Source organism: Tenacibaculum sp. DPLXC6 (assembly GCF_056815515.1).
This window is the reverse complement of record NZ_CP141806.1, coordinates 906,930-931,497: the sequence shown is the minus strand read 5'-3', so window position 1 is coordinate 931,497 and position 24,568 is coordinate 906,930. Positions and strand designations below refer to the sequence as shown.

The 24,568-nt window shown below is 31.4% G+C and carries 27 protein-coding genes; 13 read left to right on the top strand and 14 right to left on the bottom strand.

Annotated features, from left to right (window positions below; translation table 11 throughout):
* Positions 1 to 112: 112 nt before the first annotated feature.
* The 7 genes from VCM48_RS04165 to VCM48_RS04135 form a co-directional block, all read right to left on the bottom strand.
* Positions 113 to 436 carry a translation initiation factor gene (locus tag VCM48_RS04165; RefSeq protein WP_482271736.1) on the bottom strand — a complete coding sequence of 108 codons (324 nt, stop codon included), beginning with the start codon at positions 434 to 436 and terminating at the stop codon, positions 113 to 115.
* 5 nt (positions 437 to 441) lie between these two features.
* Positions 442 to 1,389 (bottom strand): isopenicillin N synthase family dioxygenase, encoded by a 948-nt coding sequence (locus tag VCM48_RS04160; protein WP_482271735.1) that lies wholly within the window; start codon positions 1,387 to 1,389, stop codon positions 442 to 444.
* 60 nt (positions 1,390 to 1,449) lie between these two features.
* Positions 1,450 to 2,133, bottom strand: a complete 684-nt coding sequence (locus tag VCM48_RS04155; protein WP_482271734.1) for a DUF6048 family protein — start codon at positions 2,131 to 2,133, stop codon at positions 1,450 to 1,452.
* 22 nt (positions 2,134 to 2,155) lie between these two features.
* Positions 2,156 to 2,632, bottom strand: coding sequence for a DUF6452 family protein (locus VCM48_RS04150; protein WP_482271733.1), 477 nt, complete (start codon positions 2,630 to 2,632; stop codon positions 2,156 to 2,158).
* Between the two features lie 6 nt (positions 2,633 to 2,638).
* Entirely contained in the window at positions 2,639 to 4,090 is a 1,452-nt protein-coding gene (rlmD, locus tag VCM48_RS04145) for a 23S rRNA (uracil(1939)-C(5))-methyltransferase RlmD (protein WP_482271732.1), read from the bottom strand.
* 107 nt (positions 4,091 to 4,197) lie between these two features.
* Positions 4,198 to 4,893: a YiaD family glycine zipper/OmpA-like lipoprotein gene (locus tag VCM48_RS04140; RefSeq protein ID WP_099216081.1), complete on the bottom strand. Its 696-nt coding sequence runs from the start codon at positions 4,891 to 4,893 to the stop codon at positions 4,198 to 4,200.
* Positions 4,894 to 4,907: 14 nt separating this feature from the next.
* Positions 4,908 to 5,384 (bottom strand): lipocalin family protein, encoded by a 477-nt coding sequence (locus VCM48_RS04135; protein WP_482271731.1) that lies wholly within the window; start codon positions 5,382 to 5,384, stop codon positions 4,908 to 4,910.
* A 249-nt stretch (positions 5,385 to 5,633) separates the two neighbouring features.
* Between VCM48_RS04135 and rocD the strand changes: the two genes are divergently transcribed.
* Positions 5,634 to 6,878: an ornithine--oxo-acid transaminase gene (gene rocD, locus VCM48_RS04130; protein WP_482271730.1), complete on the top strand. Its 1,245-nt coding sequence runs from the start codon at positions 5,634 to 5,636 to the stop codon at positions 6,876 to 6,878.
* A gap of 276 nt (positions 6,879 to 7,154) precedes the next feature.
* Here the strand turns inward: rocD and VCM48_RS04125 are convergent, their stop codons facing one another.
* Both VCM48_RS04125 and VCM48_RS04120 read right to left on the bottom strand, forming a co-directional pair.
* Positions 7,155 to 10,130 carry a DEAD/DEAH box helicase gene (locus VCM48_RS04125; RefSeq protein ID WP_482271729.1) on the bottom strand — a complete coding sequence of 992 codons (2,976 nt, stop codon included), beginning with the start codon at positions 10,128 to 10,130 and terminating at the stop codon, positions 7,155 to 7,157.
* Between the two features lie 314 nt (positions 10,131 to 10,444).
* Positions 10,445 to 11,161, bottom strand: a complete 717-nt coding sequence (locus tag VCM48_RS04120; RefSeq protein WP_099216078.1) for an RDD family protein — start codon at positions 11,159 to 11,161, stop codon at positions 10,445 to 10,447.
* 119 nt (positions 11,162 to 11,280) lie between these two features.
* Between VCM48_RS04120 and VCM48_RS04115 the strand changes: the two genes are divergently transcribed.
* The 9 genes from VCM48_RS04115 (at position 11,281) to VCM48_RS04075 (ending at position 18,026) form a co-directional block, all read left to right on the top strand.
* Positions 11,281 to 12,246: a stage II sporulation protein M gene (locus VCM48_RS04115; protein ID WP_482271728.1), complete on the top strand. Its 966-nt coding sequence runs from the start codon at positions 11,281 to 11,283 to the stop codon at positions 12,244 to 12,246.
* Entirely contained in the window at positions 12,239 to 13,093 is an 855-nt protein-coding gene (locus VCM48_RS04110) for a hypothetical protein (protein WP_482271727.1), read from the top strand. The genes VCM48_RS04115 and VCM48_RS04110 overlap by 8 nt, the downstream gene beginning before the upstream one ends.
* A gap of 4 nt (positions 13,094 to 13,097) precedes the next feature.
* The gene (locus VCM48_RS04105) at positions 13,098 to 13,832 is read left to right on the top strand and encodes a DUF4129 domain-containing protein (RefSeq protein WP_482271726.1); all 735 of its coding nucleotides are present in this window, start codon (positions 13,098 to 13,100) and stop codon (positions 13,830 to 13,832) included.
* Position 13,833: 1 nt separating this feature from the next.
* Positions 13,834 to 15,075 (top strand): DUF4350 domain-containing protein, encoded by a 1,242-nt coding sequence (locus VCM48_RS04100; RefSeq protein ID WP_482271725.1) that lies wholly within the window; start codon positions 13,834 to 13,836, stop codon positions 15,073 to 15,075.
* Between the two features lies 1 nt (position 15,076).
* Entirely contained in the window at positions 15,077 to 16,081 is a 1,005-nt protein-coding gene (locus VCM48_RS04095) for an AAA family ATPase (protein WP_482271724.1), read from the top strand.
* Positions 16,082 to 16,083: 2 nt separating this feature from the next.
* Entirely contained in the window at positions 16,084 to 17,415 is a 1,332-nt protein-coding gene (locus VCM48_RS04090) for a DUF58 domain-containing protein (protein ID WP_482272208.1), read from the top strand.
* 113 nt (positions 17,416 to 17,528) lie between these two features.
* Positions 17,529 to 17,696, top strand: a complete 168-nt coding sequence (locus tag VCM48_RS04085) for a bacteriocin (protein ID WP_482271723.1) — start codon at positions 17,529 to 17,531, stop codon at positions 17,694 to 17,696.
* Between the two features lie 10 nt (positions 17,697 to 17,706).
* Complete coding sequence (locus tag VCM48_RS04080) at positions 17,707 to 17,880, top strand: hypothetical protein (RefSeq protein WP_167713955.1); 174 nt, start codon at positions 17,707 to 17,709, stop codon at positions 17,878 to 17,880.
* A gap of 17 nt (positions 17,881 to 17,897) precedes the next feature.
* Positions 17,898 to 18,026 (top strand): hypothetical protein, encoded by a 129-nt coding sequence (locus tag VCM48_RS04075; RefSeq protein WP_262886544.1) that lies wholly within the window; start codon positions 17,898 to 17,900, stop codon positions 18,024 to 18,026.
* A 32-nt stretch (positions 18,027 to 18,058) separates the two neighbouring features.
* Here VCM48_RS04075 and VCM48_RS04070 read toward each other — a convergent pair whose 3' ends face one another.
* The 3 genes from VCM48_RS04070 to VCM48_RS04060 are packed head-to-tail and all read right to left on the bottom strand — an operon-like array spanning position 18,059 to position 19,014.
* Entirely contained in the window at positions 18,059 to 18,376 is a 318-nt protein-coding gene (locus VCM48_RS04070) for a CCC motif membrane protein (protein WP_482271722.1), read from the bottom strand.
* Between the two features lie 14 nt (positions 18,377 to 18,390).
* Positions 18,391 to 18,684: a DUF2752 domain-containing protein gene (locus VCM48_RS04065; RefSeq protein WP_482271721.1), complete on the bottom strand. Its 294-nt coding sequence runs from the start codon at positions 18,682 to 18,684 to the stop codon at positions 18,391 to 18,393.
* Between the two features lie 6 nt (positions 18,685 to 18,690).
* Positions 18,691 to 19,014, bottom strand: a complete 324-nt coding sequence (locus VCM48_RS04060) for a YbaB/EbfC family nucleoid-associated protein (protein ID WP_121147422.1) — start codon at positions 19,012 to 19,014, stop codon at positions 18,691 to 18,693.
* 140 nt (positions 19,015 to 19,154) lie between these two features.
* Between VCM48_RS04060 and VCM48_RS04055 the strand changes: the two genes are divergently transcribed.
* Both VCM48_RS04055 and capA read left to right on the top strand, forming a co-directional pair.
* Positions 19,155 to 21,251 (top strand): S9 family peptidase, encoded by a 2,097-nt coding sequence (locus VCM48_RS04055; RefSeq protein ID WP_482271720.1) that lies wholly within the window; start codon positions 19,155 to 19,157, stop codon positions 21,249 to 21,251.
* Between the two features lie 114 nt (positions 21,252 to 21,365).
* Positions 21,366 to 22,361 carry a cysteate synthase gene (capA, locus tag VCM48_RS04050; RefSeq protein ID WP_482271719.1) on the top strand — a complete coding sequence of 332 codons (996 nt, stop codon included), beginning with the start codon at positions 21,366 to 21,368 and terminating at the stop codon, positions 22,359 to 22,361.
* A gap of 135 nt (positions 22,362 to 22,496) precedes the next feature.
* Here the strand turns inward: capA and VCM48_RS04045 are convergent, their stop codons facing one another.
* Positions 22,497 to 23,426, bottom strand: a complete 930-nt coding sequence (locus tag VCM48_RS04045; RefSeq protein ID WP_482272207.1) for a DsbA family protein — start codon at positions 23,424 to 23,426, stop codon at positions 22,497 to 22,499.
* A 226-nt stretch (positions 23,427 to 23,652) separates the two neighbouring features.
* On the opposite strand from VCM48_RS04045, the gene VCM48_RS04040 reads away from it, so the two are divergent.
* A complete protein-coding gene (locus tag VCM48_RS04040; RefSeq protein WP_482271718.1) occupies positions 23,653 to 24,012 on the top strand; it encodes a winged helix-turn-helix transcriptional regulator in 360 nt (119 codons plus the stop codon).
* Between the two features lie 54 nt (positions 24,013 to 24,066).
* On the opposite strand, the gene VCM48_RS04035 is transcribed toward VCM48_RS04040, so the two are convergent.
* Positions 24,067 to 24,558 (bottom strand): hypothetical protein, encoded by a 492-nt coding sequence (locus VCM48_RS04035; RefSeq protein WP_482271717.1) that lies wholly within the window; start codon positions 24,556 to 24,558, stop codon positions 24,067 to 24,069.
* Positions 24,559 to 24,568: the final 10 nt, after the last annotated feature.

Below are 24,568 nucleotides of genomic sequence, written 5' to 3'. Positions count from 1 at the left end.
TAAAATAAACGATTTATTTTATACGTTATTATTTATTGGTTGGTATTTAACACTTTACAAAAGTTGTAAATATAAAAAAAATGTCGAAGATTCAATTCTTCGACATTTTTACTTATCCACCAACGCGTTTTACGTTGAATCCTTTGTCTTTAAGAAGTTGCATTATAGTATCTCTATAATCTCCTTGAATTATGATTTTATCGTCTTTAAAACTACCACCAACACTTAGCTTAGTTTTAATTTCTTTAGCAAGCTTTTTAAAATCTTTAGTAGCTCCATTATAGCCGTCTATAATAGTAACTGGTTTCCCTTTTCGTTTTTCATACTTGCAAAGAATAGGTTCTTCTTGTAACCAGATATCAGGTTTTTTTTCTACAGGTTTTTCTTCAAACTGATGTTCTGGAAATAAATTTTTTAATTGATCTTGTAAATCCATTAGATTTATTTTTTCAATCCTAATTCGCGTAAACGCTCATCTAAAAACTCACCAGCAGTAATATCTTCAAACTGTTTTGGATTGTTTTCATCAATACAGTTTTCTAAAACATCTAATTTCATATCAGAAACAGGATGCATGAAAAATGGAATTGAATAACGAGATGTTCCCCATAATTCTTTAGGAGGGTTGGTTACACGGTGAATTGTTGATTTTAATTTGTTGTTACTATGACGTGATAACATATCACCTACATTAATCATTAATTCATCATCTTCCGCTATAGCATCAATCCATTCTCCTTTATGGTTTTGTACTTGTAATCCTTTTCCTTGAGCTCCCATTAACAAAGTAATTAAGTTAATATCTCCATGAGCAGCAGCTCTTACAGCTCCCTTAGGTTCAGTAGTAATAGGAGGGTAGTGAATTGGACGTAAAATACTATTTCCGTTTTTAATATAATTGTCAAAATACGTTTCTTCCAAGCCTAAGTGTAATGCTAACGAACGTAACACGTATTTAGCTGTTTTTTCTAACATTTGGTAGGCTTCTTTACCTACTTTGTTAAATTCAGGTAATTCTTCAACTTCTACATTTTCTGGGTATTCATTGGCGTATTTTGAATCTGCATCAACATACTGACCAAAGTGCCAAAACTCTTTTAAATCTCCTTCTTTTTTTCCTTTAGCACTCTCTTTACCAAAAGAAACATATCCTCTTTGACCACCAATACCTGGAATTTCATATTTTTCTTTTACATCTGTAGGTAAATCAAAAAACTTCTTGATTTCAGCATATAAGTTGTCTACTAATTCATCGTCTAAAAAGTGCCCTTTTAATGCTACAAATCCTATATTCTCATAAGCGTCACCAATTTCATTGATGAATTTTTGTTTTCTTTCAGCATCGTCTGATAAAAAATCTGCTAAGTTTACGCTTGGAATTTTATTCATTGTTAATAAGTTTTATTATTCAGGCAGTAAAGTTAGTAAAATCAAGTGTATGCTGATAATTTATTTATTAACAAAAGGGATTAAGTACGATATTGTATAATTGAATCCGAAACCTGTACTACTTTCAAAAACACGATTAAAACCTGGTGTGTATAGTGTTTTAAAACCTTTTTGATCGTCAACACTTAACATAATTTTATATGAAAAGCTAAAACCTATAAACAGGTTTTTAAAAGTTTCTGCCTTTATACCTAGTTGTAATTCAGTCCAATGAGCGGTAAGTCCATTGTCAGATATAGGTGTTGTAACAGGGTTTGATGGAAAATAAGGAGGTAAGTTTTCAGTACCTGAAGAAACATTAGGTTGGTAGCTATTTAAGGTATGATCAAATATGGCAAAACCGTAACGCATACCAACATAAATTTCGTTATTCATATCTAACCAATTCTCGTAGGCGTTGTAATTTGCTCCAAGTCTAATATAACTTCCTTTTGAACTAGAAGAAGAAAAGTCTTCATAAGTGGTTTCATCTTCAAAACCTAATTCAGTAGCGATGTACCATTTTTTAGATACTCTATAATCACCTACTAATTCGAGACCACTATAACTTTTATCAATAATAGCAAGACCAGGTTTACTAATATCTAATCCGATACGTAAGCCATATCCTGTTTTATATGTAACGGTATCTTTTTTTTCTTTGGTTTCTTCTTTAGATGTATTTATTTGTGAGTATCCGTTCATAAATACAAAAACGAAACATAAACTAATGAAATACTTGTACATGGGCGCTAGCTTGATTGTCGATTAATGGAATTTCTGTAGTTGATAAACTGTTTATCCAACCTGTATTACTTAAAGTTACATTTTCATAAATAATTCTGAAACCACATGAACGAGACACAAAGTCTTCTTCAGGATTGTACTCAATAGTAAGTGTAGCCATTTGGTTATTAGCTATATTGCCATCTACATCATTCATTTTTAATGTATATACTGTTTTTTGAGATAAACTGTTTAAAGGAATAGCAATACTGTCTGCTGTTCTATTGGTAAAAAGACTATCAGTTTTTCCTTCTGCAATGACAGATAAACGTTCTACATTTTTTAAATCATTCGTATTATCCATATCGTAAAAACGAAGCACTAAATTGGGTGTTACAGGATTTTGTGTACAGAAATCATCTTTTTCACAGGCTGTTAAACCAGCTATAAGTATGAATAAAGCAATGTATTTTTTCATTAATTTTTATTTTTCAAATAAAACCACTGTTTCTATGTGTGATGTATGTGGAAATTGATCTACTAAACTAATCTTTTTTAATTGATATCCGTTTTTAATCAACTCTTCGGTATCACGAGCTTGTGTTGCTGGGTTACAAGATACATAAACCATTCTATCAGCGTTTAAGTTTATGATTTTCTTAAGCGTTTTTGGCGCAATTCCTGCACGAGCTGGGTCTAAAATAATGGTTCTTATTTTGTTTTTATATTGTGGGTGTTCATTTAAAAACTTTCCTACATCAGCTGCATAAAATTGTAAACCTTCAATATTGTTTCGTTCTGCATTCTTCTTAGCATCTTCAATAGCAGAGGCTACAATATCTACACCAACAATTTTAGTGTTATTCGACTTTGAAGCAATAATTTGCCCAATGGTTCCAGTACCACAGAATAAATCCATCACTACGGTATTGTCAATTGCATCTTTGTTTTCTAACGCATAATCAACTACTTTGGTATATAGTTTTTCGGCAGATTTAGGATTGGTTTGAAAAAAGCTTTTCATGCTAATTTCAAAATTCAGCCCTAATAACTCTTCTACAATTTTATCTTTTCCGTATACCAATTTAACGCTTCCTGAAGTGGCAATAGTTCTATCACCAGTTTCGTCGTTAATAGTGTGTAATAAACCAGCCACTCTATCACCAAATAATTCTACTAGATAGTTGGCGAATTTATCTAAATCAAATTTTGATAAATCATGAGAAGTAGTTACTAAATTGAATAAAAGTTCGTTGGTTTTATATGATTTTCTTACCACAAAATACCTAAAGAAACCTTCTTTTTTAGGTCCGTGCCAAGGCGCTAAACCAGTTTTCTCACAATACTCTCTAATGTTTTTGATGTTATCTTCAACTTGTTTGTCAAATAAACCAGAATCTTTTTCAAGGTTATCACCCATCCACCAAACACCACGACGTTTAAAACCTAATGTAAATTCATCTATATCGGTTTTATTTTCACGGTCGTAACCAATGGCAGAAAAGCCATATTCCATTTTATTTCGGTAGTGAAATACATTTGGAGAAGCGATAAATTCATCAAATAAATCTTCAATGTTTTCAACTTTACCAATGCGTTTAAATAAAGATAAAGTACTTTCTTGCTTGTATTTGTGTTGTAAATCTATAGGTAATTGAATATAAGGTGCTCCAGGAATATCTTGATAAGGAACAGTTACTTCATCATCAGAATGTTTTAAAACATCAATTAACTTACACTCTGCATACTTCTTTTTTGATTTATCTACACGTGCTTTTACTAATTGTCCTGGTAAAGTGTTAGGAACAAAAACTACAAAAACACCTTCTTCTGAACGTATTCTTCCAATTCCTTTTCCGCCGAAGGCATAGTCTTCAATTAAAATTTCAATGACTTGTCCTCTTTTTACAAACTTATTTCGCTCTCTTCTTGGCATTCTATACTATGATTTATAGTGTGCAAAATTAGGAAAAGATATGGTTTGAAGATAAAAAAAAGACTACTCATTTAGAGTAGTCTTTAATCTTTGTTGTGAAGGCTTTTTTATTGACCTGCTTCTTTTTTAGCTTCTTTTATCATTTGTTCGTTTGCAACAATGGCAAACTCAACACGTCTGTTTTTACTTCTTCCTTCAGCAGTATCGTTAGTAGCAATAGGATCTTTAACACCTAGTCCTTTAGTTTCAAAACGACTGTTGTTTAATCCTTTACCAGCTAAGTAGTTTCTTACTGAATTAGCTCTTTTTTCTGAAAGTTTTTGGTTATAATCAACAGCACCAGTACTATCTGTATAACCGTAAATTACAATATTTGTGTTTTCATAATCTTTAAATACAGGGACTAATTTATCTAAGTTAGCCTGAGCTGTAGCTGTTAAAGTAGCTTTATTAGTAGCAAAACGAACAGCATTTTCTCCTAAAGTAAGTTTAATACCTTCACCAACTCTTTCAACTTCTGCACCTGGTAAAGCTTCTTCAATTTCACGAGCCTGTTTATCCATTTGGTTACCAATAACACCACCAGCAACACCACCTACAACACCACCTAAAATGGCTCCTAGCTCAGAGTTGTTTTTACTACCTACGTTGTTACCTATTACAGCACCTATTACAGCACCAGCAGCAGTACCAATAGCGGCACCTTTTTGAGTGTTGTTAGCGTTTTGTATAGATTTACAAGAGGTAAAAATAGTACCAGCTAAAAATAAAATTGATAAACTATAAATGATTGATTTTTTCATAATATCCTTATTAATTATTGTCTTTGAAATGAATATGTAATGTCTTTTACTTGTCCTGCAACGTTAACTTGATCTATTAAATCAAAACTAGTTTCGGTAACATTACGTAGCCTTAAAATGTATCCAGTATTAACGTCTTTAGCTTTGTGATTATTAATAATCTTTAATACAAAGTTTCCGTCTTTATTAACATACCATGTAATAGGAGAGCTAAAGTCTTTACAATCTGTACTCGGATTGTTTAAGCTCATTTCGCCTTTGTTGTTGTTTGAAACAAAACTCCAGTTACTACCAATAAAGCAGTTAGAGTCTTCTAAATTAAATGAGTTTACTTTTAGGTAGTTTGAACCTGGAAAGTTTACAGCAGTAATAGTCCAGTTACCTTTTAGCATTCGTTCAGTTTTATTGTCAAGTTTAGTGTTGGTTACAGATGTAGATTTACACCCAATTACAGCTATTGAAAGCAGTAATAAAAATAAGATTCTTTTCATAAAATGATATTTAGTTAATTTCCTTAAAGATAAAAAAAACTGATTAACTATGGTTTTATTGTAAACCATAAAAAAAGTTATGTTGTTTATATTTTTAGACCCTTCAAAACTTATGAAAGTCACTTTAATTTAATAATTTTGTAGTTAGGGATGATTTCTTTCCCACGCTGAATTTTCGAAACTTCTTTTTCGAAAGGATAAAGGTAGATAAGGAATGGTTATTTTATAAATTTTAAAAAATTAAGAAAAATGGCTGTTTTAGACCAATTAACTTCGCAACAAGCGATTGACTTAGAAAACAAATATGGAGCACATAACTACCATCCATTACCAGTAGTATTGAGTAAAGGAGAAGGAGTATATGTATGGGATGTTGAAGGAAAAAAATATTATGATTTTTTATCAGCTTACTCTGCAGTAAACCAAGGGCACTGTCATCCAAAAATTGTTGGTGCAATGGTAAACCAAGCACAAACATTAACGTTAACTTCTCGTGCTTTTTATAACGATATGTTAGGAAAGTATGAAAAATTTGCAACAGAATACTTTGGTTTTGATAAATTATTACCAATGAATACGGGTGCTGAAGCTGTAGAAACTGCTTTAAAAATTTGTAGAAAATGGGCGTATGAAGTAAAAGGAATTGATGAAAACGAAGCACAAATTATTGTTTGTAAGAATAATTTCCACGGAAGAACAACTACAATTATTTCTTTTTCAAACGATCCTGTAGCACGTAAAAACTTTGGTCCGTTTACTGAAGGGTTTATTAAAATTGAATACGATAATTTACAAGCTTTAGAAGAAGCATTAGAAAATAACGATAACATTGCTGGTTTCATGGCTGAACCTATTCAAGGAGAAGCTGGGGTATATGTGCCTTCTGAAGGGTATTTAGCAGCAGCTAAAGCGTTATGTGAAAAGCATAATGTATTATTTATTGCTGATGAAGTACAAACAGGTATTGCACGTACAGGTCAATTATTAGCAGTAAACCACGAAGATGTTCAACCAGATATTTTAATTTTAGGTAAAGCTTTAAGTGGAGGAGCATATCCAGTATCTGCAGTATTAGCGAACGATAGCATTATGAATGTTATTAAACCTGGTAACCACGGTTCTACTTTCGGAGGAAATCCTGTTGCGGCAGCAGTTGCTATTGCAGCATTAGAGGTGGTTAAAGAAGAAAAATTAGCTGAAAATGCTGAGCGTTTAGGTAAAATATTTAGAGAAGAGTTAGCTGAGTTTGCTAAAGAAAACGAGTTAGTAACGTTAGTACGTGGTAAAGGATTGTTAAATGCTGTTGTAATTAACGATACTGAAGATAGTTCAACTGCTTGGGATATTTGTATGAAGTTACGTGATAATGGATTATTAGCAAAACCAACACACGGAAACATTATTCGTTTTGCACCACCATTAGTAATGAACGAAGAACAATTAAGAGACTGTATTAATATTATTAAGAATACTATTACTGAGTTTAAAAAATAAGTTTACAGTACTTGTATATTAAAAAAAGGAACGATTATATCGTTCCTTTTTTTATTGTTATTTATTAGTTTTTAATTACTAAAATATGAAACTAACATTTTTCTAAATGTTATTAAAAATGTTTAATAGAAAGTTAGGTATTTTCCTGTACACTTTTTAAGTTGGTAATTTTTTTGGTGTACAAGTACTGTACACTATTTTTTTTATCAAAATTTTTAGTGTACAACTGTTGTACACTTTTTTAGTTGTAATTTTTTTTGGTGTACAAAAACATAATTAGTTTGCCATTTCATAAATATTTAGGTGTCTTTTTAAGATTCCAGAAGGCGTATTTTTGGTTTCATCAAAAATTCGGGTATCTCCAAAAAGAATAAAGCTTTCTTTGGCTCTAGAAACGGCTACATTTAACATGTTAGGCTTGTTGTCTTTTTCAAAAAACAAGGTTCCTTCATCATCATTAGAATATACAGAACTGAACAAAATAATATTTCGTTCTGCACCCTGTAACGCATGTACCGTACCTAGTTTAATATCGCTTACTTTATAACCTGCATCGGTTAAAGCTTTAGATAATTCTCCTTTTTGACTTGCGAAAGGGGTAATGATTCCTAAAACTGGTTCAATAGCATCTACATTGTAAGCTTCTTGAATGGTTTCTTTGTTTTGCTGTAACCAAGAAATTATGGCTTTTACTTCACTAATGTTTTGACGACTGTTGTATTTGCGTTCACTAACTCCTTCTATATGATATGCCATCATTGATGGAAATGCTTGGTTTTCTTTCGCTTTTCCTTTCATAGGTTTTAAAATTCCATCGTACGCCAATTCGTTACAAAAACTAATAATTTCATCATTACATCGTCTGTGCTCTAACAAAACCAATCCTTGTTCTTTTTTTGCGGGTAGGGGAGTTTCAAATTCGCAGGCATTTTGAGCCATCTTCATAATGCTTCCGCTAGAAGCTAAAAAACCTAATTCGTCTAAATGTGCGTCATTTTGATTTTCAATAATATCAAGACTTGTTAAGTTTCCTTGGTCAATTTTTTTAGGAATAGACCAAATAGGTTCTATTTGTTTTAAATCACCTATTACAAAGGCTTTTTGAGTTAATGAAAATACAGGGATACTTACTTCAGGAGTAACCTGACCTGCTTCATCAATAATTAACAAATCTAAAAAGTTGTATAGCGGTAAGTATTCAAAAATAGGTTTTCCGTTTTCGTTTTCTCCTTGAAATTGACTGTATAAAAAGTGACTTGGTGCTGTATAAAAAGTAGCTACAAAGCACGGAGTAAGCATAGCTCTTCGTTTCCATTTTGCTTTAATAGCATATTCTCCTGTTCCTTTTTCGGTGTTTTCCTCTAACATTTCTCTGGTTTCTAGTAACCAGCGAGCTTCCCAATAATGGGTTGCTAGTAAAAATGCTTTGTGACGTAAATCGATATCTAATTCATCATAAAAGAAACGTTGTGTTGCATCGTTAGAGTTTATTTTTTCATATTCGTATGCCCACATTTGTTCTTCTGAAACAAAAGGAAATCCTTTAATGTTGTTTTCATACTTCCAGTTTTTTAGACTTAAATGCGATTGTAATAACAGGTTTACATTATTTGTACATTCTTTTATATATGCTGCTGCTTTTTTAGCGTCTACTAATGTTTCTGCTGTAGCCTTAAAAATATGTTCAGAATTTCTTGATTCAAACTGAGTTTCATCAATAAAATAGTGCTTTACTTTATCAATAAAATCAGTGTCTTTTACAGCTGTTTTTAAATCGTTCAAAACAGTTCTCCACTCTTGTAGTTTGGAGATTTTAAACGTACTTTTTTTGATAAAATCTTCTTCGTGTACGAGTATGTTGTTGATGTAGTTTACAGCATTTATATAGTTTCTAGAGAAGTCAACACCATCAGCTAAAATATTTTGAATACCAATAATTTCTTCCTGTAAATGATTGCAAACATCGTCAAGTGAATTTGTTTGGGTATTAAAGTAATTACAGTAATTGGTTAAGAAATAGTATTCTGCTTCAGAGATATATTTTTCGTTTTCTAGATTACATAAGGTTCCTTCATGACCAAATAGGTTTCCTTTTAAATAATTGATATTGGCCAGTTTTTTCTCACTTTTTGAACTGGAAGGAAGATAGGTAGCATATCCGTTAAAATCAGGAATCCAACGATTGGCTAATTCTTCCATAGTGCTTTCAGAATTGATAAAACTATCAATAATATTGGTTACTGCTTGGTTGTTGTTTGAACAAGCTAAGATAATCGGTGCTTCTTCTCCGTTAATAGCAGCTTTTACAAATTCGGTAGCAACTAAACTTTGTAAAAGTGTAGTTTTTCCAGTTCCTGGAGGTCCGTTTACAGCGGTAACTGCATTTTCTTCGGCTACTAAATAGGATAGTAATGTTTTACGCTGACTAACTGAAAGTGGAAATTTATTTGACATTTGCCCTAAATGCAAATGGTTATACACTAAAAATCCGTTATCGGTAATGGCTTCTTGTCGTTCTCTAGTATATGGGTTGATGATTTTAGAGAGTACAGGTAATTCATCCGTATTTTTAAGTAGGTTTTCGTACAGAAATAAAATACTTTTTGCTGTAGAAATTTTAGAACTTAAAGCAAAGTAAGTAAGCTCATATTGCGTGGTATAGCGTTCTACTTGATAACGGTATAGGTTGCTAAAAGTTATCGCAGAAAATACTTCATTAATATAGTTCCAGTATTTATCCCAAGGCACAGGGTCTTCGCTATTTTCAAAATCGGGAGCGTCTAGGTCTTTGGCATCTAAAACGGTATCGATAGAAGAGAAGATAAAATCGTTCTTAATATCTGCCATAGGAGTTAGATAGTTACGAACAATTAAAGGAAATCCATCTTTTGGAGCTGATAATTGTCCTGAACGATTTACAATAGCACTAATCCAAAAAGGATGAATAGTGCGTTGTTTGAATTTAGTGTTGTCGGTTTGATAAACTAAATGAAAGGGGGCAATTAATATTTTAGTTTCTTCAACTTTATGCCACTTAGGATTGTCTTTTTTAGTAATTCCTTTTAATCGATTAATTCTACGTTCTTCAACATCTAATAGTTGATTTGCTTGTTTAGAATTGATGAGTGCATTACTTAAATCAGATGATTTTTGATGAAAAAGGTTTTTTATTTTACTAATGTCGATAGCTAAGTTTTCGCTATCTGATAAGCTGTTTTTATAATATTGTAACCAGTTTTTTTCGTCGTTCATAGTTGTTCTCGTGCCCTTGAAATGTGATTTTTTCTGTAAGAAAGGGTGCGAAAATACTATATTCAACGTCTGTAAAAAGGGTTTTTAAAACCTTTTTATTAACGAAAAAATAGGAGAGAGGATAGTGGGTTTGTTTTCAGTAAATTAAAAGATGTAGTATGTTGAAAACACATTTTAAGTCCAGAAATAGATTTTATTTCCAAATAAAAAATTTAAATAAAAAAAATACAATTAAAATAGTACCAATAAGTAGAATAAAAATATCCTTAAAAGCTTTTTTGTTTTCTGGATTCATATACTTCTATTGTTAAAACTTACTGCCTTGCATAATAATGATAATCTTTAATCACAGTATCTATAAATTGGGCAGGTTTTTGCTCTGTGGTAATTCCTGTTAACTCAATAACTTTTGTATGTAGTTTTAAAATTACTTTATGATTTCTTTTCTTCATGGCATCTCTATATACCCTTGTAATGGTATGAATATCGTTATCACTCAATAGAGTAACTTGTGAATAAGTAGGTGTGTAGTTATCGACTACATCGCTTGCAATAGTATCTTTTAACGTAATTCTTTTCTTTTCAGATATTACAGTAGTTCCTGCAGCAATATCTCCTAAACGTTGCCCTTTTCCGTTCAATAAAATTGTAAGAACTGCAACAGAGCCACTAGCTAAAGTAAAATCAACAAAACGTAGCAACCATCTAATTAAATAACTTCCAAAAGTAGGCTTAGAACCATCTAACTTAACTACTCTTATTTGGTTGAAGTATTTACCAGGTGTTTGTCCGTTCATTAAAATTTCAAAAAGCAAGCTGTAGAAGAATACAGGCAGCCCTAATAAAACAAACAGACTCATATATTCCATACTCATAGGTATATCTAACATACCTATTATAATAGCAATGATAATGTAGTACCCAACAATAAATAAGGCATCGATTAAATAAGAACCAATACGAGTGGTAACATGAGCTACATTTTGACTAATAGCAATGTTTTGGGCTGTTTCTATTTGAAAATTATCCATGAACTAGTTTTTCACTTTTTTTTGTTGATATTTATGCAACTTTTTTTAGTTTAGCGAAGATAAAAATATTCTATGATTAGAGAAACTTCTCAACAAACATGCTTTAATTTTTTAAATACATGAGAGAAGCTGCTTTTGTAAATAAAAATAAAGAAAAGTGGCAACTTTTTGAAGATGCGCTGTATAACAAAAAAGTTATTTCCCCAGATAAATTATCTGATTTATATGTGGAGTTGACTGATGATTTAAGTTACGCTAAAACCTTTTATCCGAACGGAAATACGGTGATATACTTAAATTCTATAGCTTCTGCTGCGCATCAAAAAATATATAAAACAAAAAAAGAAAGTAAAAACAGGTTTGTTAGTTTTTTTAAAACGGAATTTCCTTTGATGTTTTATAGCTATCAAAAACAATTATTGATTGCGTTTTTAGTATTTGCTTTTTTCTCAATTTGTGGTGCTTTTTCAGCAGCAACTGATATTGATTTTGTTCGTTTAATTTTAGGAGACGGTTATGTAAACATGACCTTGGAAAATATTGAAAACGGTGACCCAATGGCTGTTTATAAAAAAGCCAATGAAGTTGATATGTTTATAGGAATTACTGTAAATAATATAAAAGTTGCCATGTATGCCTTCGTTTTAGGAATGCTTTTCTCGGTTGGAACCTTATATATTATGATGCAAAACGGAATAATGTTAGGTTCGTTTTTGTATTTCTTTTATGATAAAGGATTTTTTTGGGAATCGTCAAGAACCATTTGGATTCATGGAACTATAGAAATATCAGTAATTATTATTGCAGGATGTGCAGGTTTGGTATTGGGGAATGGCTTGTTGTTTCCAAAAACCTACTCGCGATTAGAATCGTTTAAAAGAAGTATGAAAGACGGATTAAAAATAATGGTAAGTACTATTCCGTTTTTTATTGCTGCAGGATTTTTAGAAGGTTTTGTAACCCGTCATACAGAAATGCCCGATTGGTTAGCAATTTTAATTATTGTTACCTCATTAGCATTAATCATATTTTATTACGTCATTTACCCAGTTAAAGTTTATAAAAATCAACAAACCCATGCATAAAGAATACGTAGAGTTTAAAAAAGAAAGAGATTTAGGAAGTATTATTTCAGATGCTTTTAAGTTTATAAGATTAGAAGGGAAACAGTTCTTTTTAACCATTTTAAAAGTAGCAGCAATTCCTATTGTAATCACTCTTGTGGCTTCAGTTTATATGACTTATTTATTGTCTGAAATTCCAAATTATGATTCTTTTCAAACATTAAGTTTTGGAGGATCGGGTTTAATAATGGGAGTAGCCTATTTAGTAACAGTTGTTTATGTTAATTTAGCAGGGATGTATTATATCAAATCCTATATAGATAATAAAGGAGTTGTTAAAAGAGAGGAGGTAATAGCGGGTACAAAATCCAAGTTCTGGTCATTTGTAGGGTTTGGAATATTGGCATACTTGATTTTAGTCGCAAGTGTATTGCTGTGTTTTTTTCCTGTATTTTACACAATGACAGCGGTTTCTTTAGGAGCCTCTATTTTAGTGTTTGAAAATGAAGGAGGTTCGTCAGCTATTGGAAAATGTTTTAACTTTATCTCAGGGTATTTTTGGGAAACATTTGGTGTAATAATAGTAGTTTTTTTGTTAATGTTAGTTCTAGGATATGTTTTTCAAATTCCAGCAGTTATTTATCAATTTGCTAAAATGGGAATAAGTGTCGGTAATGATGATCCTACTGCATCAATGTTTAGTGCTTATGGAGATCCTATATACTTACTGTTAAACATGGTGGCTACTGTAGGTAAGTTTTTATTATACTCAATAACCTTGATAACGAATGTACTTCTGTATTTCGATATCAACGAAAGAAAAAATCTTACAGGAACTATTGAAAGAATTGATAGTATAGGACAGTAATCTTTTGAAGCAGTTTCTTTTTTACATAACGTTTTTTATTTGTTCAATAACTCTTTTTTCTCAGGAAGAAAAAAGAGAGGTTCAGTATGATGATACTATTATTGAACAAAAAAAGTTTGATACTCAAAAAATAGAAGAGTACAAGCAAAAAGATGAATTTATATACATCGTAGAAAAAAGAGAACCTACTATTTTAGAAAAGATATGGGACTGGGTAAAACGAACCATCATAAAAATTCTCTCTTATATTTTTGATGATATTACTCCAGCAGTAGGATTTTTACGCGTTGTTTTAAAAGCGTTACCATATGTAATTGCAGGATTAGTGTTGTACTTTATTATTAAATTCTTTTTAAAAGTAAATGCACGTAATATTATTGATGGTAAAAAAAACAAACCTATTGTACACTTATCAGAAGAGGAGGAGTTAATTAAAGATAAAGATTTACCAAAGTTAATTCAGAAAGCAATTTCAGAAGGAAATTATCAGTTAGCAATACGTTATTACTATTTACTATTACTAAAAAACCTGTCTGACAAAGATTTTATCTCTTGGCAACAAGAAAAAACAAACGAAGATTATATAAAAGAGTTATCATCAAAAAAGCAATTGCATAGCGATTTTAAAAAGCTAACTTATTTGTATGACTATGTGTGGTATGGTGAGTTTTCAATAGATAAAGAAAAATTCTTACAAGCGGAGAGTAACTTTAAAAATACATTAGCTAAAATATATTAATTTGGATAAGAAACTAAAAATATACATTGGCTTGTTGGTACTTATAGTACTCGGTATTTTTTATGTCGAGTCTGTAAAACCTAAAGAAATCAATTGGTATCCAAGTTATGCAGCTAAGCATAAGATTCCGTATGGTACGTATGTATTGCATAAAGAAATGCCTAGTTTATTTCCAAAAAGTGAAGTAAAAGATGTCTATCAAAATCCGTACATATATTTAAAAGACGATAAGAATAATGGAACGTACTTTTTTCTTGATAATAAAGTAAATTTTGACAAAGATGAGTTGAATCAGCTTTTAGAGTTTACAGATAGAGGGAATGATGTATTTATAGCAACAAACGGAATTCATTTAGACACATTGCAGATTCAAACCAGCTATTTAACTACTTCGGCATTTGAAGAAAAAGCCTATCAAAAAATGAGTAATCCTATTTTTGGTGGTAAAGAGTATCATTTTGATAGAGATTTTTCAAAGCTGTATTTTTCTGAAGTAGATACTCTTAATACAACTGTTTTAGGTGAGTTGGTAGTGAGGAATGAAAATGATTCTATTATTAGCAAAAAACCAAACTTCATAAAAGTAAAACACGGTCAAGGAAACTTCTATTTACATACATTTCCACAAGCATTTACCAATTACAATATGTTGTTAGATAGCAATTATGAATATGTAGCTAATGTGTTATCGTACTTAAATAATCAGCAAAAAAATGAAGTGGGAGCTGGGGGAGGCTCTAATAGTAGAAGTGCTATTTTATGGGATACCTATTATAAAACAGGAAAAAGTAGAATAACCTCACCTATGCATTATATTCTGTCAACCGAATCGTTAAAATGGGCATATTATATAGGATTGATAGGGGTATTGTTCTTTATTGTTTTTAAAGGGAAACGTAATCAGCGTTTAATTCCTGTAATTACTCCATTAAAAAATCAAACATTGGCTTTTACACGTACCATAGCCAATATGTATTACGAAAAATCAGATCATAAAAATATAGCTGAACATAAAATCAACTATTTTTTAGAGTATATCAGAATAAAATATAGATTATCAACCTTAAAAATAGATGAGCGTTTTTATAAAAACCTTGCTAACAGAAGTGGTAATTCAGAAGAAAAAGTATTTGCTTTATTCAAAAAAATACAGCAAATACAATCAAAATCAAGTATAACCGAAGAGGATTTGGTAGCGTTGAATAAAGCTATTGAAGATTTTAAAGCATATAAAAAAGAGTAGGATGAATACAGAAAATAATCCAGCAGAAGTAACAAACGAACTATTTTCAAGCAGAGTAGACTTGTCGAAATTAAAAGAAGCTGTTATTAAAATAAAAGAACAGTTAGGAAAAGTAATTGTAGGACAAGAAGAGTTTATGGAATTACTGTTGGTTTCTTTACTAGCAGATGGGCATGTATTGATTGAAGGTGTGCCAGGAGTTGCGAAAACGGTAACAGCAAAACTATTAGCAAAAACCATTGCAACTGATTTTAGCCGAATTCAATTTACGCCAGATTTAATGCCTTCAGATGTGTTAGGAACTTCGGTACTAAATATGAAAACATCTGATTTCGAGTTTAAAAAAGGTCCGATTTTCTCTAACATAGTGTTGATTGATGAAATTAACAGAGCGCCTGCAAAAACACAAGCAGCGTTGTTTGAGGTGATGGAAGAAAAACAAATTACGATGGATGGTGAGCGTTATGTTATGAATCCACCATTTATGGTATTGGCAACCCAAAACCCAATAGAGCAGGAGGGAACTTATGCTTTACCAGAAGCTCAATTAGACCGTTTCTTGTTTAAAATAAATGTAGGATATCCTAACTTAGAAGAAGAAATACAAATTATCACTGCTCACAACGATCGTAAAGGAGAACTACCACAAACTAAAGTGGAAGCAGTATTAACTGAGTCTGAATTATTAGAGTACAGAAACAAGGTTTTTGATGTGTTGGTAGAAGAAAAGATTATCAAATATATAGCGCAACTTATTTCTAACACGCGTAACAATGCACATTTGTATTTAGGAGGTTCACCAAGAGCAAGTATTGCAGTATTAATGGCATCTAAAGCATTTGCAGCCATTAACGGACGTGATTTTGTAATTCCAGAAGATGTAAAGAAGAGTATTTACCCTGTATTACGTCATAGAATTATGTTAACTCCTGAACGCGAAATGGAAGGAATGACTGCTGATAAGGTTATTGAAATGATTGTACAATCTGTAGAAGTTCCAAGGTAGTGATTCAATTCTTTAAATCGTTATACATACACAATCGCTTTTTTATCTACATAAGCGCTATTTCGGCATTGTTTTTAATGTCGTTTTGGATTCCTGCGTTGTATTCAGTAACATGGATGTTAGTATGGTTATTTGTGATAGCGATGTGTGTTGATGTGCTCATTTTATATCGATTAAAAAACGGGTTTTCAGCAAAAAGAATTGCATCAGAAAAACTGTCGAACTCTGATGATAATGAAATAGCAATTACGCTTGAAAATAACTATCCGTTTCAAGTTTTTATTTCGTTGATAGATGAATTACCTGCTCAATTCCAAAAAAGAGATTTTGAACATGCAATGTCTTTGAAGCCTGGAGAGAAGTCTACTTATGCATACAATGTAAGACCTGTTGAAAGAGGAGAGTACAAATTTGGAAGAGTAAACGTGTTTGTATCCTCTTTTTTACAAATGTTTTCTAAACGTTACTTGTTTTCTGCGGAAGAAAGTGTGAAAGTATATCCGTCGTACATACAAATGAAAAAATACGAGTTTTTGGCAATGCACAATAACTTAACGGAATTTGGAATGAAGAAGATACGACGAATAGGGCATACAATGGAGTTTGAGCAAATAAAAAACTACATTCCTGGTGATGATGTACGTACCATAAACTGGAAAGCAACTGCTAAAAGAGCAGAGTTAATGGTGAACCAATATCAAGATGAAAAATCGCAACCTATTTACTCTATAATAGACTTAGGACGTGTAATGAAAATGCCTTTTGAAGGATTAAAGTTACTAGACTATGCCATTAACTCAACGTTAGCTTTTTCAAACATAGCTTTATTAAAGAATGATAAAGCTGGGATGCTGACTTTTTCTAAAAAAGTAGAAAAAATAGTAGCTGCAAGTAATAAGAAAACAAATTTATCGGTAATAAACGAAGAGTTGTATAACATAACTACCGACTTTTCAGATGCTAATTTTGCATTGTTGTATGGAAACATCAAACGAAAAATAAATCAACGTAGTTTGTTGATTTTATATACTAATTTTGAACATATATCTGCCTTAAAACGACAATTACCCTATTTAAAAGCAATAGCCAAAAAGCACTTGCTCGTAACTGTTTTCTTTGAAAACACTGAGTTAGACACTTTGATCACTGAAAATGCAGAAGACTTGCAAAGTGTATATCACAAAACGATTGCAGAGAAATATGCTTACGAAAAACGTTTGATGATAAAAGAGTTAGAGAAAAATGCAGTACATGCTATTTTAACCAAGCCTCAACATTTATCCGTAAATGTAATTAATAAATACCTTGAGTTTAAAGCTAAAGGAATGATATAAAAAAAGCGACCATTTTGGTCGCTTTTTTTATATCCTGCAATGTTTTTGCAGTGTACAGACTTATGTTTGTATCGTTGCAACAAAAAATATAGTATTAATAAAAAATTGAAATTATGAATAATGATTTTAAAGTAAAAAATCTATCAAAAGAAGAGTTAAATAGTATAAATGGAGGACGTATTGTTTACCCATGGGAATTAGTGGAAGCTGGAGCTGTAATTTTAGGTGTTTTGGCAGAAGATTGGATAGAAGGATTTAAATTAGGTTCAAGAGAAGTTTAAAAAACATAAAATGGAAGATTCAAAATTAATTAGTTTAAGTAAAGAGGAGTTACTAGAGGTAAACGGAGGTGGTTTTTTTGACTATGTTGAGTCGTTAGTTATACTTAATGGATATGTAACTGGAAGAGTGCTTGATAATATCCATGGTTTATATGATGGACTTGCAGGAGTAGATAAACATTAATAAAAAAACATTAAAAAATGAAAGAATTATCAATTAAAGAACAAATCGAAATTAACGGAGGAACAGATAAAGATTATGAATTAGGGTATGCTATAGGTTCACATATAAGACAAGGTATAGAAACAATAATAAGTTGGTTTAAATAAAAAAAAGCGACCATTTGGTCGCTTTTTTATTATTATTGATACTGTTCTAAAGCTCTGTTGTACTCTTCCATAAGAACATCCCAATCTGTTGTTGCAACTCTATAAATAGTCATTGACAAATAAATCGCATTTAATATTAAAGCAATCATAGCAACTGTTTTAGCTGTTTTTATAGACTTGATTGTAGCAGCATTGTATTGCTCAGGATTCGCTTCAGCTTCTTTTAGTTTATTGTTTGCCATAATAAAAGCAGGTGTAGCTAATACAATACCTAATCCAGCAAAACAACAACATAAAAAACTGATTACTGATAATACATAAATAGCAGTTGGGTTAAATTGTTTTTCCATAGTTTTTCTAAAGTTTAAATTAATTGATTCATTTTTATAACATAACTACTTACAATAATAAGTATGTTAATAATAGCCAATATACTGATTATTTTTTGAGCATATTTTACTTTGTAGAAGAAGTTAATACTAACAGCAATAGCTAACAGCAGTAAAGTATATATAGCAGGATACATTTTAAAAGCAGCTATAAACTCACCATGGAAAACTAAACTTAAAGCACGTTGAATACCACAACCTAAACAATCCACTCCAAAGAATTTTTTGTTTAAGCAGGGTAGCATATAATCTTCTAATTGTAAAGGCATAGGTTATTATTTGAACATATCCATTCCAGGAATATTAGGCATTCCGCTTTTAGCAGCAACAGCCAATTCTTGTTCGTTAATTTCACCAGCACGTTTTAATGCTTTGTTTAGTGCTAAGATTAAATAGTCTTCTAATTCTTCTTTGTCTTCTAACAAAGATTCATCTACTGTAATAGCTTTAACTTCACGATTAGCAGTTACTGTAACTTTTACGTTTCCTCCAGCAATTGTTTCATCAATTAAAACAGTATCTAATCGCTTTTTTGTTTCTTCTACTTTTTGTTGGGCTTCTTGTAATTTACCCATCATTCCAGAAATATCTCCAAACATTGTTGTACAGTTTTTTATGATTTACTTAACAACAAAAATAGTATTTTCACAGGAAATATAAACCAACTTAAAAAATGAAAAAAATAATGCTATCGGCTTTGTTTTTTAGTCTTATTTTTGGTTCTTGCAAAAAACAAGAAATGAATAAAGATATCAAAGCCCCAGTTGCAGAAAAGCAACCGACTAAGTTAGAGAAACATGGAGATGTTCGTACCGATGATTACTTTTGGATGCGTTTAACCGATGAGCAAAAGAATGCTAAAGTTAAAGACGAGCAAACCCAGAAAGTATACGATTATTTAAATGCAGAAAATGCTTATTATGAAGAAATAACAAAAGAGACTAAAGAGTTTCAAGAAGCGTTGTTTCAAGAAATGAAAGGTCGTATAAAAGAAGATGATGAGTCAGTACCATATAAAAAGGATGGATACTTTTACATTACACGTTATGAAAAAGGACAGCAATACCCAATTTATAGCCGTAAAAAAGAAACTTTAGAGGCTGAAGAGGAAATCATGTTCAATGTGAATAAAGAAGCAAAAGGATATGATTATTTTCAGTTAGGAGGGCTAAATGTGTCTACTGACAATAAGATGGTTGCTTTTGCTACAGATACCGTAAGTCGTAGACAATATTTTATCAGAATTAAAAATTTAGAAACTGGTAAAGTTTACAAAGATATTATTGAGAATACCACCGGAGGTTCGGTTTGGGCTAATGATAATAAAACATTGTTTTATGCTAAAAAAGATCCTGTAACCTTACGTTCTTCAAAGATTTATAAACATACTTTAGGTTCAGACGCATCTTTAGATGAATTAGTATATGAGGAAAAAGATGATACTTTTGGAGCTTTTGTTACCAAATCAAAATCTAAAGATTATATCATAATAGGTTCGTATAGTACGGTTTCAACTGAGTACCACGTATTAGATGCTAATAATCCTGATGGAGAATTACAAATAATTCAACCTCGAGAGCGTGATTTAGAATATGAAGTAGCACACTACGGAGATCATTTTTACATTAAAACCAATAAGGACGGAGCAACCAATTTTAAGTTGATGAAAACTCCTGTAGATAAGCCAGGAAAAGAAAATTGGGTAGATGTAATTCCACATAGAGAAGATACGTTATTTGAAGACTTCTCAATTTTTAAAGATTATTTAGTTTTAGAAGAAAGAAATGAAGGATTAAATAAGATCCGTATCAAACGATGGGATGGAGGAGAAGACTATTATTTGCCTTTTGATGAAGAGACTTACTCAGCAGGAGTATATGGAAATCCAGAATTTGATACTGAGGTAATCCGTTATTCATATAACTCAATGACAACTCCAAGCTCTGTGATTGATTTCAATATGAAAGACAGATCAAAAGAGGTTAAAAAAGAACAAGAAGTTTTAGGAGGAAAGTTTGATAAAAATAATTATGTAAGTAAGCGTATTTGGGTGCCTGCGCGTGATGGTAAAAAAGTAGCGTTATCAATTGTACACCATAAAGATACTAAGCTTGATAAAGACACACCAGTTTTACAATATGCATATGGTTCTTACGGATATACTATTAATGACGGATTTTCAACAACACGTTTAAGTTTATTAGACCGCGGATTTGTATATGCATTAGCACATATTAGAGGAAGTCAGTATTTAGGACGTGAATGGTACGAAGATGGTAAAATGTTGAATAAGAAAAACACATTTACCGATTTCATTGACTGTTCTAAGTATTTAATTGATCAAGGATATACATCTCCAGAACATTTGTATGCAATGGGAGGTTCTGCTGGAGGACTACTAATGGGAGCTATCATTAATATGAATCCTGAATTGTATAATGGAATAATTGCTGCAGTACCATTTGTAGATGTAATTTCTACGATGTTAGATGATAGTATTCCATTAACTACAGGTGAATATGACGAATGGGGAAATCCTAATGATAAAGAATATTACGATTATATTAAGTCATATTCTCCATACGATCAAGTAGAAGCAAAAGCATATCCAAACATGTTGGTAACTACAGGTTTACATGATAGTCAAGTACAGTACTGGGAGCCAGCGAAATGGGTTGCGAAGTTACGTGAGCTAAAAACTGATAACAATATGTTATTCTTACATACTAATATGGAAACAGGCCATGGAGGAGCTTCAGGAAGGTTCGATGCATTAAAAGAAACTGCAGAAGAATATACGTTCTTTTTAATGTTAGAAGGTAAGTTAAAAAAATAATTATATTTTTGCGCTCGATTGAGTGTAAGTGTCATTGCGAAAGCAACGAACAATCTCAACAGATTTTTCGTGTCTAATTTTCGTAATGACACTTTTTCTTATTTAAAGACTATAATGAAGAGACATCAAGGTATAACCAATTCAATAATAGATTTAGTAGGTCAAACCCCCATGATTCAACTGCATAGAATTACCCAAGATTTACCGGGTACATATTATGCAAAAGTTGAAGCTTTTAATCCGGGGCACTCTGCTAAAGATAGAATTGCGTTACATATCATAGAAACGGCAGAACAAAAAGGAATAGTAAAAGAAGGAGATATTATTGTAGAAACAACCTCTGGTAATACAGGGTTTTCATTAGCAATGATAAGTATCGTAAAAGGTTATCGTTGTATTTTAGCAGTAAGCGATAAGTCTTCTCAAGATAAAATAGATATGCTAAAATCGATGGGGGCAGAAGTGCATGTATGTCCTGCAAATGTTACTCCAGACGATCCTCGTTCTTATTACGAAGTAGCTAAACGATTGCATAGAGAAAATCCAGGGTCTATTTATATCAATCAGTATTTTAATGAGTTGAATATTGAAGCACATTACAAGAGTACAGGACCAGAAATTTGGGAACAAACAGAAGGAAAAGTGACCCATGTAGTCGCAGCTAGTGGAACAGGAGGAACAATTTCTGGAACTGCACGATATTTAAAAGAGCAAAATCCAGATATACAGATTCTTGGGGTAGATGCAATGGGGTCTGTAATTAAAAAATATCACGAAACTGGTGAGTTTGATGCAAATGAAATCAGTCCGTACAAGATAGAAGGATTAGGAAAGAACTTAATACCTACTTCTACAGATTTTGATGTGGTAGACGTTTACGAAAAAGTATCAGATAAAGAAGCTGCTTTAAAGGCCAGAGAGTTAGTAAAAGCAGAAGGAATTTTCGCAGGGTATACTTCAGGAGCAGCTTTACAAGCTACGCAACAATACGCCGATAATGGATTTTTTGATGAAAATAGTGTAGTAGTAGTAATTTTACCAGATCATGGTTCTCGTTATATGAATAAGATTTATTCTAATAACTGGATGGAAGAGCAAGGTTTTTTATAAGCCTTGTACGATAAAACTATAAAATTTCGCTTTTGTTTTTATACATAAGCAATAGCGGAATTAATGATGTAGTTTTAAAATAAAACATCATTCATTTGGGGGGCGGTTGCTATTGCTTATGTTCAGTGCTAGGAGTTATATTTTTTTAACCTCCCACATAGCACCATTTTTAGTAGCAATTTTTTCTAAATATCCCTTTTTCATGAGGTCATTTAATAATTGTTCACTTTGTATTCTAGGAATTCCAGATAATTCTGAATACTCTCTAACAGTTAGTGAATTATATTTGTCGAATAAAGTTTTCCAGTCCTTAGCATATTCACTTTTAGAAACTGTAGGTTTAATTTTTAAAATAGCCATTTCATAGAAAGCATACGCTTTAGAACCATATACGATTTCTTGGTTACCAGAATTGTCTTCAAAATACATTGTAGGAAAACCTCTTACTCTATAAGCTCTTGCTAATTTTAAATCTTCTTCAAATAATAATCTAGCTTTTCCTTCATAGTCAGTTTTTAATAAATCAACATCAAGTCCCACATTTTTTGCAGCAGTAGCCATGTGCTCCCATTTAGCAATGTTTTTCTTTTTTAAGAATACCATTTCTCGCAGTTCCCTTAAAAACAAAATAGCTTTGTCTTTATCTTGTAACTGAGCAGCTTTAAAAGCAATTGAAGGAGGATAAGAAGAATCTAAAGGATCTTCTAACCATACATCACCATCTATAGGCATATCGTAGTAAACGCTAACTTCGTCCCAATGATGAGCAACATCTGAAGGTTTGCTTATTCCTCCACTGTTATAACTCCAATCAGGTAATAAACCTCCCATTCTATAATCAATTTCAATATCTTGTCCGTATTCTAGCTTTAACTTTCTTAATTGTGGCTCTATAGCCCAACAAGAAGAACAGATAGGATCAGTAAAGTAAACTACCTTTATTTTGTTTTCTTTAGGTTGGTCTTTTTTTACAATAGAGTTTTTGGTACTATCACTTGCTACTTCACACATTCCTGTTTGTGGATCACATAAAAGCGGATTTGCGTTCGATGTTTGTTCGTTCATGTTGTTTGTTTTTGACTGTCCTTTGCAAGCTGCAAGATTTAACAAGGCAATAAATACTATTAGTACATTAATATTTTTAACCATGTTCTTATTTGTTTTACAATTGATTTATAAAGCAAAACTATGATAGATAACTAGTATATTTGGCATGAGTTTCCTAAAGGAAAGTACTTTCCTCTAGGAAACTACCTTAGTGATTAAAGAATAAATTGAAAGAGTTATATCGGTGAAAAAATCAGTAATAAATAATACACCTATTTGTCAGGTTAGAATGCAGGCTATAAGTGATGCCATGAGTATATTATCAGGAAAATGGAAATTCCATATTTTAGGAACTTTGATAGAAGGTAATAAACTAGGGTTTATGGATTTATTGCGAGAAATAGATGGAATTGGATCGAAAATGCTATCGAAAGAATTGCAAGATTTAGAAGTGAATCGTTTGGTTAACAGAACGGTGAAGAATACCAAACCCATCACTGTTGAATATACCATTACAGAATATGGTAAAACACTAGCTCCTTTAATTGATAATTTAGCAAACTGGGGAATTAACTATAGGCAATTGGTGTGTGAGGATAAGTAAGTGATTTAAGATTTATTCTGATAACTGGATGAAAGAGCAAGTAGTTTTGTAGGTTTATTGGCAACGAATTGTAGCTGGTATTGTATTTAGTTCTTCATAAATTTGTTTGATGTGCTCTTCCTTAATACCATATCCATCTGAGGATATTTTAATTTGATTTTGATTGTCTTTAATGATAAAAAAAACAAACAATGTGAAAGTTGTAAAAGGTGAATGGTTTATTTTAGAAACTACTAATTCATCTAATTTTAAAGATGCTTTTCTGCAAGAATTAAAACCTGAAAATTTATTTATAACTAAAATTTGGTTATCATAATCGATATAAATACTATCTAATTTTACTCTAGAGAAGTAGATAAATATTTTGACAATGATGACAAATTCAAAGATTATTATAAATTTTACTATATCCATAACTTCTGGTTTTGACCATGTAATTAAATTAATTAGTAGGGACCAGAATAAAGCTATGGGGATAACTATAAAAAATTGTTTGATAAAATCAATATATTTTAATCTTCTGTTATTTTTAAAAATCTTTTTCATATAAATTAAA